Annotated in this window: 10 protein-coding genes; 8 read left to right on the plus strand and 2 right to left on the minus strand. The window is 72.7% G+C overall.

All coding sequences use genetic code 11. The features are described from left to right. Positions 1–31 precede the first annotated feature (31 nt). Both ACWGJ5_RS09590 and ACWGJ5_RS09595 read right to left on the minus strand, forming a co-directional pair. Complete coding sequence (locus tag ACWGJ5_RS09590; protein WP_453309182.1) at positions 32–1,642, minus strand: NADH-ubiquinone oxidoreductase-F iron-sulfur binding region domain-containing protein; 1,611 nt, start codon at positions 1,640–1,642, stop codon at positions 32–34. Continuing rightward, the gene (locus tag ACWGJ5_RS09595; RefSeq protein ID WP_453309183.1) at positions 1,642–2,916 is read right to left on the minus strand and encodes a cytochrome b/b6 domain-containing protein; all 1,275 of its coding nucleotides are present in this window, start codon (positions 2,914–2,916) and stop codon (positions 1,642–1,644) included. The genes ACWGJ5_RS09590 and ACWGJ5_RS09595 overlap by 1 nt, the downstream gene beginning before the upstream one ends. Positions 2,917–3,364: 448 nt before the next feature. On the opposite strand from ACWGJ5_RS09595, the gene leuS reads away from it, so the two are divergent. The 8 genes from leuS (at position 3,365) to holA (ending at position 14,558) form a co-directional block, all read left to right on the plus strand. Then, positions 3,365–6,238 (plus strand): leucine--tRNA ligase, encoded by a 2,874-nt coding sequence (leuS, locus tag ACWGJ5_RS09600; RefSeq protein ID WP_453309184.1) that lies wholly within the window; start codon positions 3,365–3,367, stop codon positions 6,236–6,238. A gap of 141 nt (positions 6,239–6,379) precedes the next feature. After that, positions 6,380–7,117, plus strand: coding sequence for a hypothetical protein (locus tag ACWGJ5_RS09605; RefSeq protein ID WP_453309185.1), 738 nt, complete (start codon positions 6,380–6,382; stop codon positions 7,115–7,117). Positions 7,118–7,189: 72 nt separating this feature from the next. Then, entirely contained in the window at positions 7,190–8,035 is an 846-nt protein-coding gene (locus tag ACWGJ5_RS09610; RefSeq protein WP_453309186.1) for a DegV family protein, read from the plus strand. A 282-nt stretch (positions 8,036–8,317) separates the two neighbouring features. Then, positions 8,318–9,451 (plus strand): helix-hairpin-helix domain-containing protein, encoded by a 1,134-nt coding sequence (locus tag ACWGJ5_RS09615; protein ID WP_453309543.1) that lies wholly within the window; start codon positions 8,318–8,320, stop codon positions 9,449–9,451. A 161-nt stretch (positions 9,452–9,612) separates the two neighbouring features. Next, positions 9,613–12,252 carry a ComEC/Rec2 family competence protein gene (locus ACWGJ5_RS09620; RefSeq protein ID WP_453309544.1) on the plus strand — a complete coding sequence of 880 codons (2,640 nt, stop codon included), beginning with the start codon at positions 9,613–9,615 and terminating at the stop codon, positions 12,250–12,252. 27 nt (positions 12,253–12,279) lie between these two features. Then, on the plus strand, positions 12,280–13,113 hold the full coding sequence (locus ACWGJ5_RS09625) for an arylamine N-acetyltransferase family protein (protein WP_453309187.1): 834 nt from the start codon (positions 12,280–12,282) through the stop codon (positions 13,111–13,113). Positions 13,114–13,235: 122 nt separating this feature from the next. Next, positions 13,236–13,481, plus strand: a complete 246-nt coding sequence (locus ACWGJ5_RS09630) for a hypothetical protein (protein ID WP_228620438.1) — start codon at positions 13,236–13,238, stop codon at positions 13,479–13,481. An 87-nt stretch (positions 13,482–13,568) separates the two neighbouring features. Then, positions 13,569–14,558 (plus strand): DNA polymerase III subunit delta, encoded by a 990-nt coding sequence (gene holA, locus ACWGJ5_RS09635; protein WP_453309188.1) that lies wholly within the window; start codon positions 13,569–13,571, stop codon positions 14,556–14,558. Positions 14,559–14,931 lie beyond the last annotated feature (373 nt).

Here is a 14,931-nt window from a genome sequence, read left to right on the forward strand (position 1 = left end):
CGCCCGGCCCGGGCGACCGCCCCTACGTGTCTCAGCGGCCGAGAGCGCGCCGGCCGCGGCCCTGGGAGACGACCGGCAGGTTGCGGGACGGTGCCTGCCCGCGCGTGTCCTCCTCGATGCGCAGGGCGAGCGCCGGACAGCGGCGCACCGCGCGCAGCGCCTTCGCCTCCGCGTACCGCGGCACCTGCGCCTGGGCGACGGTCGGGAAGCCGTCGGCGCCGAGCTCGAACACCTCCGGGAGGATGTCGGCGCACAGTCCGTGGCCCCGGCACAGCGTCCAGTCGACGTAGATCTTCTGGCGGCTGGCGCCGGTCTCCTCGGGCTCTCCGCCGCCCGAGATGCCCGTAGGGGCCCTGCCCCCCTCGAAGAGCGGCAGAACGCCCTCCACGGGCCGTCCGCAGCCGTTTCCGAGGACATGCGCGGCCAGGTCGTCGGTGAACGCCTTGATGGTCGACTCCAGGAACATCGCCGAGCCGTCCGGATGCGAACACGCGCCGCGGCGCTTGACGTTCTTCGCGACCTGCTTCAGCGCCTCCAGGGCGGCCGGCCCCCCGCCGTTGAGGATGTCCTCCATGCCGCGCGCGGCGGCGGGAAGTCCGAGGTAGCAGGGGCCGCACTGGCCGGCGCTCTCCTCGGCCAGCCACTGCGCCACCCGCAGCGACTCGCCGAGCGGGCAGGTCTCCTGGCTGATCGGCAGGATCGCGCCCGCGCCCAGCGAACCGCCCACCGCGTCCAGCGAGTTGCGGGAGACGATCGCCTCGTTGACGGTCGCCGCGTCGATCCACTTGCCGTGATAGCCGCCGGTCAGCACGCCCTGCGGCATCGGCGGGGCACCCGCCAGCTGCAGCACGTAGCGCAGCGGCACGCCCGTGGGCACCTCGATCACCATGGGGCGGGCGACCGCGCCGGACACGGTGAGCATGACGGTGCCCGGCTCGTCGTACAGGCCCGTGTTGCCGTAGCGCTCGGGGCCGATGCGGGCGGCGATGGCCAACTGCGCGAACGTCTCCGCGTTGGACAGCAGCGTGGGCGCGCCGCCGACGCCGCTCTGCGAGGCGCTGATCTTGCGGCCGGGCGGGATCGCCGGGCCGCCGTCGACCGAGCGGATCAGCGAGGCGGCGGCACCGGTGACCATCCGCACCGGGTTGCGCTGCACCCACGCGCGTAGCGCCGATCTACGGCTGTTGCTCAGCCCGCGTTCGGCGAGCGCGGCCTCCATGGAGCGCTGCGTGGACTCGCGGGTGACACCGATCACGAGCGTCCGCGCGCCGAGCGCCTCGGCGCACAGCAGCGCGCCGTCGAGGATCAGGTGCGGGGCGCGGTTGATCAGCACCGTGTCCTTGCGGCAGGCCGGTTCGTCCTCGCTGCCGTTGACCACGACGACCGGCCGCACGCCGCGCTTGATCGCCGACTCGGCGACCGAGCGCAGCTTCTTGTGGAAGGGGAAGCCCGCGCCGCCGCGGCCCCTGAGGTTGATGCGTTCGGCGAGCTGCGCGAGCTGCTCGCCGCCGAGCGGGTCGAGCGGCCCGTGCACCTTCAGGTGCATGGGCAGGTCGAGCCGTTCCACAAGGTCGAAGCCCGACGTGAGCTGCGGAAGACCGACCACGCGGACTTCGGGGACGTCGGGCAGGGCCTCGTTCACTAAAAGCCTCCGGACGGCATGTTCCAAGGTTCGCCCGAACCCGGAGTGTCGTAGGACGCGCCGGGCAGCGTTTCGGTAGCGGGACCACTGTTGTACGTGTCCCCGGCGTTGTACGCGCCATAGAGGCCGTTTGTCTCACCGGTGTCGTACATGTCACTTCCGCCGTATCCAGCGGTGCCCGAATTGCCGTAGGCCGGAATGGTCTGCCCGGTGTCCTGGAGCGGGTCGTACGCGGACGGCGGGGCCTCGCCGACCGGCGGCGGGGACGGGATCGGCCAGCTGCCCGAGGTGCTGGAGCCGCCGTCCACGCGCGGCATGGCCTCCGTGGCCTGCATGTCCAGCGGCAGGTCCATGCGGGCGGTCTGGCCGGTGGTGTACGACTGCCGGGAGCGGCCGGGCGTGGAGACGGCGCGGTAGGCGGCCGCGAAGCCCGACGCGGGTTCCGGCGCGGGAGCGGCGGGGGACTGGTACAGCGGCGCGGAAGGGGCGGCGGCCCCCCTGGGCTCACGGCGGCCCTCGAAGCCCGTCGGCGCCGGCTCGGCCGCCCGGGCACGGCTCGCGTCCAGCTCCTCGAGTCCCGGCCGCTCCGAGCTGCCGAACAGCGCCACCAGCCGGTCGGCGACCCTGCGCTTGACCGGGCGCGGGGCGGCGCGCAGCGCCAGGGCGGCCATCACGCCCAGCAGCGACAGGCCGTAGGAGATCACGAAGAACGGCTTGGCCGCGCGACCTGCGTACAGCCCGTGGATCAGCGCGGCGCACCAGGCCGGGTAGGCGAGCATGTGCATCGCGCGCCAGCGGGCGGCGACCGGGGCCGGGGTGGCGAAATTGCTGCGCAGGGCGCCCGTGACGCCCACGAAGATCATCAGCAGGCCCGCCAGCGAACCCAGCCCGATCAGGCCGCCGATTCCGGTGACGCCGAGCGAGAACGGGATGATCGCGGCGATCGCCTTCGTGTGGCCGAGGGCGACCTTGGTGGTGATGTGCAGCAGGAGGAACGCGATCGAGGCGACCCCGAGCGTGCGGTGCACCGCCTGGCCGGCGATCCGCTGCCGGATGTTCAGGAAGATCCGGTCCTGCGCGAACAGGCCCCAGATCACCGAGCAGCTGAGCGAGACCAGGGACAACACGCCCGCGCCGAAGTTCAGGAAGTCGCGGAACTGGTTGCCTCCGGCCAGTACGACCACGGGTATGAGCAGCAGGATGACAGCCGATGCCACCCCATAGGCCGAGCGGCCCGGTTTGGGGAGGGAGCGGGTACTACGACGAGGGTTCATGGGGGCAACTCCGAGCAGTTTCGGGAAAGCGGTCCCGCTGCCGAACTCTAGGTGGCGCCATACCGATCAGTACGGGGTTTGAGTTATTGCGTTGTTATCAACGGACAATGCGACTGAGGCGATGTCCCTTGGTGGACGGTACGCGAAGTAATTGTTGACCTTGATTCAGCTCCCTCTTCCCTCGGTTCCTGGCATGTCCACAAGGGATACGGAAGCGCGCCGCCGCTTGCTCAAGCGTGTCCCGGCCCGCTGAAGCCCGTCGCCGCCCGCTCGAGGCCTGCGGTACCCTAACGCCATGCGTGCCGTACGCCTTCTGCTTAGCGGGCCGCGCTGATCAGTACCGACCCCCGGTCGAACCCGTGAGGTCGGCATCGGCGCGGCGTCCCCTCCTGTGCGAGGGGATTTTTCGTTTCCGCAGGCAGAGACGATCGATGGAGCTTTGAGGATCATGAGCGAGACGAACCCCGCTGCCGCCGCCGAGGTGGCCGCGCCGCACCGCTACACGGCCGCCATGGCAGCCGAGATCGAGGCACGCTGGCAGGACTTCTGGGACGCCGATGGCACCTACGCGGCGCCGAACCCCAAGGGCGACCTGGTGGGCGACCCCGAGCTGGTCGCCAAGCCCAAGAAGTTCATCATGGACATGTTCCCGTACCCCTCGGGCGCGGGCCTGCACGTCGGCCACCCGCTGGGTTACATCGCCACCGACGTCTTCGCCCGGTTCCAGCGCATGACCGGCCACAACGTCCTGCACACCCTGGGCTTCGACGCCTTCGGCCTGCCCGCCGAGCAGTACGCCGTGCAGACCGGAACGCACCCGCGCGTGTCCACCGAGGCCAACATCGAGAACATGAAGGTCCAGCTGCGCCGGCTGGGCCTGGGCCACGACAAGCGCCGGTCCTTCGCCACGATCGACCCGGACTACTACAAGTGGACCCAGTGGATCTTCCTGCAGATCTTCAACTCGTGGTACGACGACGAGGCGAAGAAGGCCCGGCCGATCTCCGAGCTGATCGCACAGTTCGAGTCCGGTGAGCGCGCGATTCCGGGCACCACGCGCGCGTGGAGCGAGCTGAGCACCTCCGAGCGCGCCGACATCCTGGGCGAGTACCGCCTGGCCTACGCCTCCGAGGCGCCGGTCAACTGGTGCCCGGGCCTGGGCACCGTGCTGGCCAACGAGGAAGTCACCGCAGACGGCCGCTCCGAGCGCGGCAACTACCCGGTCTTCAAGGCCAGGCTGCGCCAGTGGAACATGCGCATCACCGCCTACGCCGACCGGCTGCTGGAGGACCTGGACCAGCTGGACTGGCCCGAGGCCATCAAGCTGCAGCAGCGCAACTGGATCGGCCGCAGCGAGGGCGCCCGCGTCGACTTCCCGATCGACGGCGAGCACATCACGATCTTCACCACCCGCCAGGACACCCTGTTCGGCGCGACCTACATGGTGCTGGCGCCCGAGCACCCGCTGGTGGAGAAGTTCACCCCCGAGGCCTGGCCCGAGGGCACGCACGAGGTGTGGACCGGCGGACACGCCACCCCGGCCGAGGCCGTCGCCGCCTACCGCGCGCAGGCCGCCTCGAAGTCCGACGTCGAGCGCCAGGCCGAGGCCAAGGACAAGACCGGCGTCTTCACCGGCGCGTTCGCGACCAACCCGGTCAACGGCCGGCAGATCCCCGTCTTCATCGCCGACTACGTCCTGATGGGCTACGGCACCGGTGCGATCATGGCCGTCCCGGCGCACGACACCCGTGACTTCGCCTTCGCGCGCGCCTTCGAGCTGCCGATCCGCTGCGTGGTCGAGCCCACCGACGGCCGCGACACCGACACCACGACCTGGGACGACGCGTTCGTGTCGTACGAGGCGAAGCTGGTCAACTCCGCGAGCGACGAGGTCTCCCTGGACGGCCTGGGCGTCGCCGAGGCCAAGGCCCGCATCACCGAATGGCTGCAGGGCAAGGGCATCGGCGAGGGCACCGTCAACTTCCGCCTGCGCGACTGGCTGTTCAGCCGCCAGCGCTACTGGGGCGAGCCCTTCCCGATCGTCTACGACGAGGACGGCGTCGCCCACTCGCTGCCCGAGTCGATGCTGCCGCTGGAGCTGCCCGAGGTCGAGGACTACAGCCCGCGCACCTTCGACCCTGACGACGCCAACACCCAGCCCGAGACCCCGCTGTCGCGCAACGAGGAGTGGGTCAACGTCACCCTGGACCTGGGCGACGGGCCGAAGCAGTACCGGCGCGAGACCAACACCATGCCCAACTGGGCGGGTTCCTGCTGGTACGAGTTCCGCTACCTGGACCCGCACAACGAGCGGCAGCTGGTCGACCCCGAGATCGAGCAGTACTGGATGGGCCCGCGCGAGGGCCAGCCGCACGGCGGTGTCGACCTGTACGTCGGCGGCGCCGAGCACGCCGTGCTGCACCTGCTGTACGCGCGCTTCTGGTCCAAGGTCCTGTACGACCTGGGCCACGTGTCCTCGGCCGAGCCGTTCCACAAGCTGTTCAACCAGGGCATGATCCAGGCCTACGTGTACCGCGACAGCCGTGGCATCGCGGTGCCGGCCGCCGAGGTGGAGGAGCGCGACGGCGCGTACTACTACCAGGGCGAAAAGGTCACCCGTCTGCTGGGCAAGATGGGCAAGTCCCTGAAGAACGCAGTGACCCCGGACGAGATCTGCGCCGAGTACGGCGCCGACACCCTGCGCCTGTACGAGATGGCCATGGGGCCGCTGGACGTCTCCCGCCCGTGGGACACGCGCGCGGTGGTCGGCCAGTTCCGGCTGCTGCAGCGGCTGTGGCGCAACACCGTCGACGAGGCGACCGGCGAGGTCACCGTCACCGACGCCGAGCCCGACGAGGAGACCCTGCGCGCCCTGCACAAGGCGATCGACGGCGTCCGCCAGGACCTGGAGGGGCTGCGCTTCAACACCGCCATCGCCAAGGTCACCGAGCTGAACAACCACCTGACCAAGGCCGGCACCGCGGTGCCGCGTTCGGTGGCCGAGCCGCTGGTGCTGATGGTCGCCCCGCTGGCCCCGCACGTCGCCGAGGAGCTGTGGCGCAAGCTGGGCCACACCGACTCGGTCGTCCACCAGGACTTCCCGGTCGCCGACCCGGAGTACGTCGTGGACGAGACCGTGACCTGCGTCGTACAGATCAAGGGCAAGGTCAAGGCCCGCCTGGAGGTGGCGCCGGCCATTTCCGAGGAGGAGCTGGAGAAGGTGGCGCTGGCGGACGAGAAGGTCGTCGCGGCGCTGGACGGCGCGGGCATCCGCAAGGTGATCGTCCGTGCGCCGAAGCTGGTGAACATCGTCCCGGCGTGACCGTCAGGACGCCGCAGCGAGCTGTCTCGGGGTAGTCCCCTACGGGCAGGTTCGGGGTTTTTCTGGAACTCCGGGCCTGCCCGCTGCGTTTACCGTGGAAAGCGCGGCGGCGTGTGCCGCACCAGCCGGAGGAGGAGCATCGTGGAAGCAGTGATCGCCGTGTTCGCCCTACTCTTCCTGCTCTTCATCGGCCTGGGCGCGTACGCCACGGTGAAGGCGGTCGGCGCCGCCAAGCGCGGCGTGGACCGGACGATCGAGCAGGCCCGCCGCACCGTCGAGGACCACACACTGCGCGCCAGGTCCTTCGTCCAGGTCGGTCCGGCCGCCGAGATCGCGCAGCTGAGGCTCGCGCTGCGCACCTCCATGCGCGCCACCCGGGACGCCCTGCGCGCGAGCGCGGCCGAGGACGAGTCGCTGAAGGAGTCCCTCGGCCTCTTCGAGCGGCTCAGCGCGCACGGGCACGAGCTGGACGCAGACCTCCGGCGACTGGAGTCGGAGCCGGACCGCGCCGAACTCCGCGCACGGCTGCCCGAGCTGCGCAGCCGTACCGAGCGCATCACCAAGTCCGCGGACTCCCTGCGCTGGGCGGTCCGCGACCGGGCGCGCCGCTTCGGTGACGACGATCTGGGCGCGCTCAGCGATCAGATAGACATCGAGGCCGATGCCCTGCGCCATTGGACCCCGGCCGGTTCCGCGCAGGCGGAGGGACAGCAGACCGACATGAGCGCCGCATCCACCCCCGACGGTCCGGCGGGCCCGCGCGCCCGCTCGCGGACGTCCCGACCCGCCGAGGAGCAGACGCGCCAGGCGATCACCCCGCCGTCGCCACGCCTCGCCCACCCTTGGCAGAAGAAGCCGCGCCCCGAGAGCACCACCTGACCCGGCCGCTCCAGTCCCGCACCAGGGGGGCCGGACTGCCGCGCGAGCACTACGGCAGGTAACCTCCAGCTCATGTCCCGCCATGTCGCGATCGTCACCGATTCAACGGCCTACCTGCCGCCGCGGACGATGGAGCGTCACGGCATCACCGCTGTGCCCCTGACCGTGGTCCTCGGCGACCGGGCACTCGAAGAGGGCACCGAGATCTCCACCCGCTCCCTGGCCCAGGCGCTGCAGAAGCGCCGTCCCGTCACCACCTCGCGCCCGAGCCCCGAGATGTTCGCGGAAACCTACCGCAGGGTCGCCGAGTCCGGTGCGAACGGCATCGTCTCCCTGCATCTTTCCGCCGAACTGTCCGGCACCTACGACGCGGCGGTCCTCGCGGCCCGCGAGGCGCCGGTGCCGGTACGGGTGGTGGACACCGGGATGGTCGCGATGGCCCTCGGCTTCTGCGCGCTCGCTGCCGCCGAGGCCGCCGAAGCCGGCGGCACGGTGGACGAGGCCGTCACCGCCGCCGAGAAGCGGGCCGCGGGTACGTCCGCCTACTTCTACGTCGACACCCTCGACTACCTGCGCCGTGGCGGCCGCATCGGAGCCGCACAGGCGCTGCTCGGTTCCGCACTCGCCGTCAAGCCCCTGCTCCAGCTGGACGGCGGCCGCATCGAACTGCTCGAGAAGGTCCGTACGGCGTCCAAGGCCATCGCGCGTCTGGAGGAGATCGCCGCCGAACGGGCGGGCGGTGCCGAGGTCGACATCGCCGTCCACCACCTGGCTGCCCCCGACCGTGCCGCCGCGCTCGCCGACCGGCTGCGGGAACGGGTGCCGGGCCTGGCCGACCTCCATGTCAGCGAGGTCGGGGCGGTCATCGGGGCACACACGGGTCCCGGGCTGCTCGGAGCAGTGGTCTCACCCCGCTGAGCCATCACTCGTACGGGTGGCGGAGTTATCCACAACGGGGCTGTCGTCCACGGGAATTGACCAAGATCATCGCGTTTCCGCGGGATGTCCCATCCTCGTCGCATGGCACTTCGATCACGTTCACGCACAGCCACTCCGACCAGCGGCCCCGGCCGTGGCCCCACCTCCGACGGCCGCATCCGCCACCGCCGCGGCATCGACCGCGGCCCCGCCCGCCACCGCCCGTCGGCACCGGCCGAGGAACTGCGCCGCCGAGCGGAACTCCTCTTCGGTGAACGAGCCGTGCGGTGGCGGGAGTCGGGAAACGGACCGCCGGACGGGGAGAGGGCCGAGAGGACGGCGACCGGGGCGGCGACCGGGGCGGCACCCGAGGCGGCACCCGAGGCGGCGACCGGGGCGGCACCCGAGGCGGCGACGGGGGCGGCACCCGAGGCGGCGACGGGGGCGGCACCCGAGGCGGCTACGGCATGGGCCACGGGTCGGGCGCCCGGGCTGAGCCCGTCGAGGACGGTGACGGTCGAGATCGCGCCTGCCCCGACCGAGCCACCGCACGCCGTGCCGGCTGATGGGCCGACGCCGACGCCGACGCCGACGCCGACGCCGACCCCGACTCCGGCTTCGGCGCCGAGCAGGGCCTACGACCCCGAACCAGCCGACGCCGTCGGCTCGTTGGAGTTGCCCGGCCCCGTCGGCCCCGGCCGACGGGAGCGGATCGGGTCGGCATTGCGGGAGCGGATGCCGGTGTGGTTGCAGGTGCGGTGCGGGGTGGAGCGGCGGGGAGTCGTGGCACTCGCCGTGGTGCTCGTGGCCGCAGCGGTTTTCGCCGTTCAGCACTTCTGGGCCGGGCGGACCGAGTCCGTGAGCGCCCCTCAAGTGGTACGCGCGGAGGCGCCGCACACCAGGGCGGACACGCCCTATGCCAAGAAGGGGGAAGATGCGAAGGCCGGTGCGGGCGCCTCGGCCACGCCGGGCGGGCAGATCGTCGTGGACGTCAGCGGCAAGGTCCGCAAACCGGGGATCCAGCGGCTACCGGCCGGTTCCCGGGTGGCCGACGCGCTGCGGGCGGCCGGCGGTGTCCGCCCGGGTGTGGGCATCGAGGGGCTCAACCGGGCCCGCTTCCTGGTCGACGGCGAACAGGTCGTCGTGGGCGCGCTCGCCGGGGCGGTGGCCCCACCCGGCCCGTCGGTGGGGCCGGCCTCAGGACCGGCGGGGGCGGGCCCCGCGGCGCCCGTCTCCCTCAACACGGCCACGGCGGACCAGCTCGACACGCTGCCGGGAGTCGGCCCCGTCCTCGCTCAGCACATCCTCGACTACCGCACCCAGCACGGCGGTTTCCGCTCGGTGGACGAACTGCGCGAGGTCAACGGCATCGGCGACCGCCGCTTCAGCGATCTGCGGAACCTGGTACGGCCATGAGCCGCACGATCGTTGACGGGCTGCCGGAGCCCGGAAGGACCCGCGTACTCGCGCAAGCCTGGCGAGCAGGCGAGCCGTCAGAAGATCCGGGAACCGACGGCGCCGTGGTCCGCGACACCGGCGAGGACGGGACCGCCGCTCGCGGCGAGCGGGCGGGGCCCATGGACCTGCGCCTGGTGCCGCCCGCGCTCGCGGCCTGGGGCACGGCGGCCGTCACGCTGGACACCCCGGCGGGCTGGACGGCCGGGATCGCGGTCGCCTGCCTGGTGGGCGGAATCGCTCTGTTGGCGGCACGGAGGTCGCCACGGCCCGCACAGTCCGTATCGGCCGGGCCGGTCACACGGAGAGCGCAGGCCAGGAGTCCGCTCGGGCGGTTCGCCTGGGCACGTGCCTCGATCGCCGGCGTACTGCTGTGCGTTTCCGCGGCGGCCACCTCGGCCGGACTGCACGGCGCGGACCTGCGGCGCGGACCGGTGCCCGAGCTGGCCCGGCGGTACGCGACCGTGACCGCCGAGGTCGAGCTGAGCGGCGACCCCTGGCTGAGTCGGCCACGGGTGCGCGGCGATCACGCCGCGCCGCTCGCGGTACTGGCCCAGGCGGAGGTGTGGCGCGTCGAACAGAGCGACGGGACGAGCGTGCGGACGCGGACTCCGGTGCTGCTGGTCGTCGACGCGGATGTCCCGGCGCCGGAAGGGACGGCTGCTCGCAACGGCCCCTCTACAGCAGGCGGAAGCGCGGCGCGCCCCGCTGCCCCGGGCCCGCGGGGCGCGAAGGGCCACCAAGGCGACCAGGGCGCCCGGAGTCCGCGGGGTGGGCGTGATGCATGGCTCGGGTTGTTGCCGTCCACGCGGCTGAGGGTCGCCGGGCGGCTGGCACCCGCGTTGGCGGGTGGGGAGCGGACCGCGGCCGTCCTGCGGGTGCGTGGCCGGCCGGGGCCGCGGATCGTGGCGGGGCCCAGTGGCCCTCAACGACTCGCGGGACGGCTCAGGGCCGGACTGCGGGAGGCGACCGACGGTCTGCCGGGCGACGCGCGGGCGCTCCTTCCCGGGCTGGTCGTCGGGGACACTGCACGGATCACGCCCGAGCTGGACGAGGCGTTCAAGGAGACGGACCTGGCGCACACGCTCGCGGTGTCCGGCAGCAACCTCACCGTCCTGCTCGCGCTGCTCATCGGGCCGCCCGGACTGGCCCGGCTCGTCGAACGCCGTGGCCTCGCTCCGCACCTCGGGCTCTCGTTGCGGGCGACCGCACTGCTCGCCGGAGCGCTCACGTCGGGATTCGTGGTCGTGTGCCGGCCCGACCCCAGTGTGCTGCGGGCCGCCGCCTGCGGTGCGGTCGCGCTGCTGGCCCTGGCCACCGGGCGCCGCAGATCCCTGATCCCGGCACTCGCCACGGCTGTTCTGCTGCTGGTGCTCTACGACCCGTGGCTGGCACGCAGTTACGGCTTCCTGCTCTCCGTGCTGGCCACCGGCGCGCTGCTGGTCCTGGCACCGGGCTGGAGTGAGGCGCTGCGACGGCGCCGGGTGCCGCCGAGGCTCGCGGAGGCGCTGGCGGCGGCCGCCGCGGCACAGGCGGTGTGCGGCCCGGTCACGGCGGTGCTGTCGGCGCGGGTGAGCCTGGTGGCGGTGCCGTGCAACCTGCTGGCAGAAGTGGCGGTAGCACCGGCGACCGTGCTGGGGTTCGCGGCGCTCGCGACGGCGCCGGTGGCCATGGGACCGGCCAAGGCGCTGGCCTGGTGCGCGAGTTGGCCCGCCGACTGGATCGCCGGTGTGGCCCGGACGGGGGCGGCGCTGCCCGGCGCGGGAGTGGACTGGCCGGGGAGCTGGGTGGGGGCGCTGCTGCTCGCGGCGGTTACCGTGGCCGTGGTCCTGGCGGGGCGGCGCCTCATGCGGCACCCGTGGTGGTGCGGGCTGCTCGGAGTGCTGCTCCTGCTGGCGGTGGTACGGCCGGCCCCGCTGACCCGGGTGATCACGGGCTGGCCACCACCGGGCTGGCGGTTCGCGATGTGCGATGTCGGGCAGGGCGACGCGACCGTGCTGGCGGCCGGCGAGGGAGCCGGGGTGGTCGTGGACGCCGGCCCCGATCCGGTGCTGGTCGACCACTGTCTGCGGCAGCTGGGCATCACGCGCATCCCGCTTCTCGTCCTGACCCACTTCCACGCCGACCACGTCGCGGGACTGCCCGGGGTGCTGCGGGGCCGTTCGGTGGCCGCGATCGAGACCACGGGCTTCGAGGAGCCCGCCGACGAGGCCGAGTTCGTCAGAAGGGAGGCGGTGGCGCGCCACATCCCTGTCACGCGTGCCGCGGCGGGAGAGGAGCGGCGTGCCGGAGCGCTGTCCTGGCGGGTCCTGTGGCCCCCGCCGGGCATCCGGCCACCCGGGGACACACAGGCCCCCGCCTGGCCCGGCCCGGTGCCCGAGCCGGAGGATCCGAACGACGCCAGCGTCGCGATGCTGGTGCGCTCGGGCGGGCTGCGGCTGCTGTTGCTGGGCGACCTCGAACCGCCGGCCCAGCAGGCGCTGGTGCGATCACCCGTGGCGGCCGAGCTGGCCGGTGTGGACGTCTTGAAGGTGGCCCATCATGGCTCGGCCTATCAGGACCCCGAGCTGATACGGCTCGCGGCACCCCGGGTGGCGCTCATCTCGTGCGGCGCCGACAACCCCTATGGTCACCCGGCACCGGCGACCGTGGCAGCGCTGCGGGAGGCCGGGGCGCTGGTGCTGCGCACCGACCGGGACGGGGAACTAGCGGTCGGCGGGACGGGAGGGACGGGCGGGGAGTTGCGGGTGGCGAGAGACTGAGACCGGGTATGCGCCCAGACTGGGTCCATGAACTCAAGCCAGGCCGAGGCCTATCTCCGCCGGATCGGGGCCGAGCACCCGCAGAAGCCCACCGGCCGGGCGCTGCGCGAACTGCAGCTGCGCCACCTGCGGACCGTTCCCTTCGAGAACCTGTCGATCCACCTCGGCGAGGAGATCGTGCTGGAGGAGGAGCGGCTGCTGGACAAGGTGATCGGACGCCGGCGGGGTGGCTTCTGCTACGAACTGAACGGCCTGTTCGGCGCGTTGCTCGCCGCGCTCGGCTACGAGGTCGACCTGCTCGCGGCACGCGTGTACGGCGACGAGGGGCGGCTCGGCATCCCGTACGACCATCTCGCCCTGCGGGTGCGGACGGTGGAGGGAGACACCTGGCTCGCGGACGTCGGGTTCGGGGCGCACAGTCACTATCCGCTGAGGTACGCGGAGCGCGAGGAGCAGGTCGACCCCGGCGGGGTGTTCCGGGTGGTCGAGGCCGGCCCGGACGCGGCCGGGGCGAGCCGCGGCTCGGCCGGGGACGGGGACCTGGACGTCGTACGTGACGCGAGGCCGCAGTACCGGCTGGAGACGCGCCCCCGAGTGCTCGGGGACTTCGTGGCCGGGGCCTGGTGGCACAGCACCTCGCCGCTGTCGCACTTCACCCGGTCGCTGGTCTGCTCACGGGTCACCGAGGACGGGGGCAGGGTCACGCTCAGCGGGCGGGTGCTGACGACGACGGCCGGCGACGGTGCGCGCGGTACGCGGGAGCTGGAGACGGACGAGGAGGTGCTGACCGCGTACCGGGAGCGGTTCGGCATCGAGCTGGACTGCGTGCCGACTGTGCGAGCCCGGAACCTGAACCCCTGATTCGGATCAGTTCCGAGCTTGTGCTGATTCCCGCGATATGGGCCCGGCCACTGTTGCCTTCTGCCCATACCCGAGGCCTCACCTGGCGGTTCGGCTCGCTTGCGGTGCCGGAGAATGGGCCCGTGAGCGATGTGAGACACGTGCTGGTGCTGCCCGACCGGGATGCCGCCGAGGAGGTGGCCGGGGCGCTCGGGGAGCGGTTCGGGCTGGACGAGGAGCCCCGGCTCGTCCGGGACGCGCTGGCCGGCGAGGACGACGCCGAGGACGCGCAGTGGCTGGTGGTCCTGCGGGACGAGGACGCACGGCTGGACCCGGCCGAGCTCGACGAGTTCGCAGCGGAGTGGGACGGCTGGCGTGAGGAGCCGTGACCCCGAGGCGGACTGCGGGTCCTCTCCGGGACCGGTCAGGGTGCAGGGGCCGGTTCGTTGTCAGTGCCGCGTGGGATGCTGTCAGTGATGGCCAGGAAGACTGCGAATGACGACCCTCTCGCCCCGGTGACGCTCGCCGTGGGCCAGGAGGACCTCCTGCTCGACCGTGCCGTGCAGGAGGTGGTGGCCGCCGCCAAGGCCGCCGACGCCGACACGGACGTACGCGACCTCACCCCGGACCAGTTGCAGCCCGGCACGCTCGCCGAGCTCACCAGTCCTTCGCTCTTCGCCGAGCGGAAAGTCGTGGTCGTACGCAATGCGCAGGACCTGTCCGCCGACACGGTCAAGGACGTGAAGGCATATCTCGGGTCGCCCGCCGAGGAGATCACGCTCGTGCTGCTGCACGCGGGCGGGGCCAAGGGCAAGGGGCTGCTCGATGCCGCGCGCAAGGCGGGAGCGCGGGAGGCGGCCTGTCCGAAGATGACGAGGCCGGCGGACCGGCTGGCCTTCGTGCGAGGGGAGTTCCGCTCCCTCGGGCGATCGGCCACGCCCGAGGCGTGCCAGGCGCTGTGCGACGCCATCGGCAGCGATCTGCGGGAGCTGGCCTCGGCGGTCTCCCAGCTGGTCGCCGACGTGGAGGGGACGATCGACGAGGCGGTCGTCGGGCGGTACTACACCGGCCGGGCCGAGGCCTCCAGTTTCACGGTCGCCGACCGGGCCGTGGAGGGGCGTACGGCGGAGGCGCTGGAGGCGCTCAGATGGTCGCTGGCGACGGGCGTGGCGCCGGTGATGATCACCAGTGCGCTGGCCCAGGGCGTGCGGGCGATCGGGAAGCTGTCCTCCGCGCGCGGGGGGCGGCCGGCCGATCTGGCCCGGGAGCTGGGGATGCCGCCGTGGAAGATCGATCGGGTGCGACAGCAGATGAGGGGGTGGACGCCGGACGGGGTCGCGGTGGCGATGCGTGCCGTTGCCGAGGCCGACGCCGGGGTGAAGGGCGGGGGCGACGATCCCGAGTACGCCCTGGAGAAGGCGGTCGTGACGATCGCCCGGGCAGCGCGGTCGAGAGGCCGGGGCTGACCGCCGCCGACCTGGGCGGACCAGCACCGGCTCAAGGCTGTGCCGCCGATGCCCCGGGGCGCACGGGCACCGGCCCGGGGCTCCGCAAACGGCACGGTTGAACTGGGCGCCGACCCGGGCTGCTCCGTCGCAGACCTGGGCGGACCGGCATCGGCCCGGGGCTGATCCGCTGACGACACAGCGCGAACTCGGCGCCGCCCCGCGCTGATCCGGCGCCGCCCGGGGCCGTAGCCCCGGGCTGCTCTGGCGTCGCACCGTGCTGATCCGGCGCCGCCTGGGGCCGATTCGGCGTCCCCCCGGGCTGATCCGGTCCCCCCGGGCTGATCCGGCGTCGCCCCGGGCTGCTCCAACATCACACCGGGCTGCGTCAGTC

The organism is Streptomyces sp. NPDC054783 (genome assembly GCF_053611725.1).

What these genes read in the sequence shown, in the direction of transcription:
- leuS (WP_453309184.1), top strand. Translation starts at nt 3,365, where the DNA reads ATGAGCGAGACGAACCCCGCTGCCGCCGCCGAGGTGGCCGCGCCGCAC.
- holA (WP_453309188.1), top strand. Translation starts at nt 13,569, where the DNA reads ATGGCCAGGAAGACTGCGAATGACGACCCTCTCGCCCCGGTGACGCTC.
- ACWGJ5_RS09620 (WP_453309544.1), top strand. Translation starts at nt 9,613, where the DNA reads ATGGACCTGCGCCTGGTGCCGCCCGCGCTCGCGGCCTGGGGCACGGCG.
- ACWGJ5_RS09625 (WP_453309187.1), top strand. Translation starts at nt 12,280, where the DNA reads ATGAACTCAAGCCAGGCCGAGGCCTATCTCCGCCGGATCGGGGCCGAG.
- ACWGJ5_RS09610 (WP_453309186.1), top strand. Translation starts at nt 7,190, where the DNA reads ATGTCCCGCCATGTCGCGATCGTCACCGATTCAACGGCCTACCTGCCG.
- ACWGJ5_RS09595 (WP_453309183.1), bottom strand. Translation starts at nt 2,916, where the DNA reads ATGAACCCTCGTCGTAGTACCCGCTCCCTCCCCAAACCGGGCCGCTCG.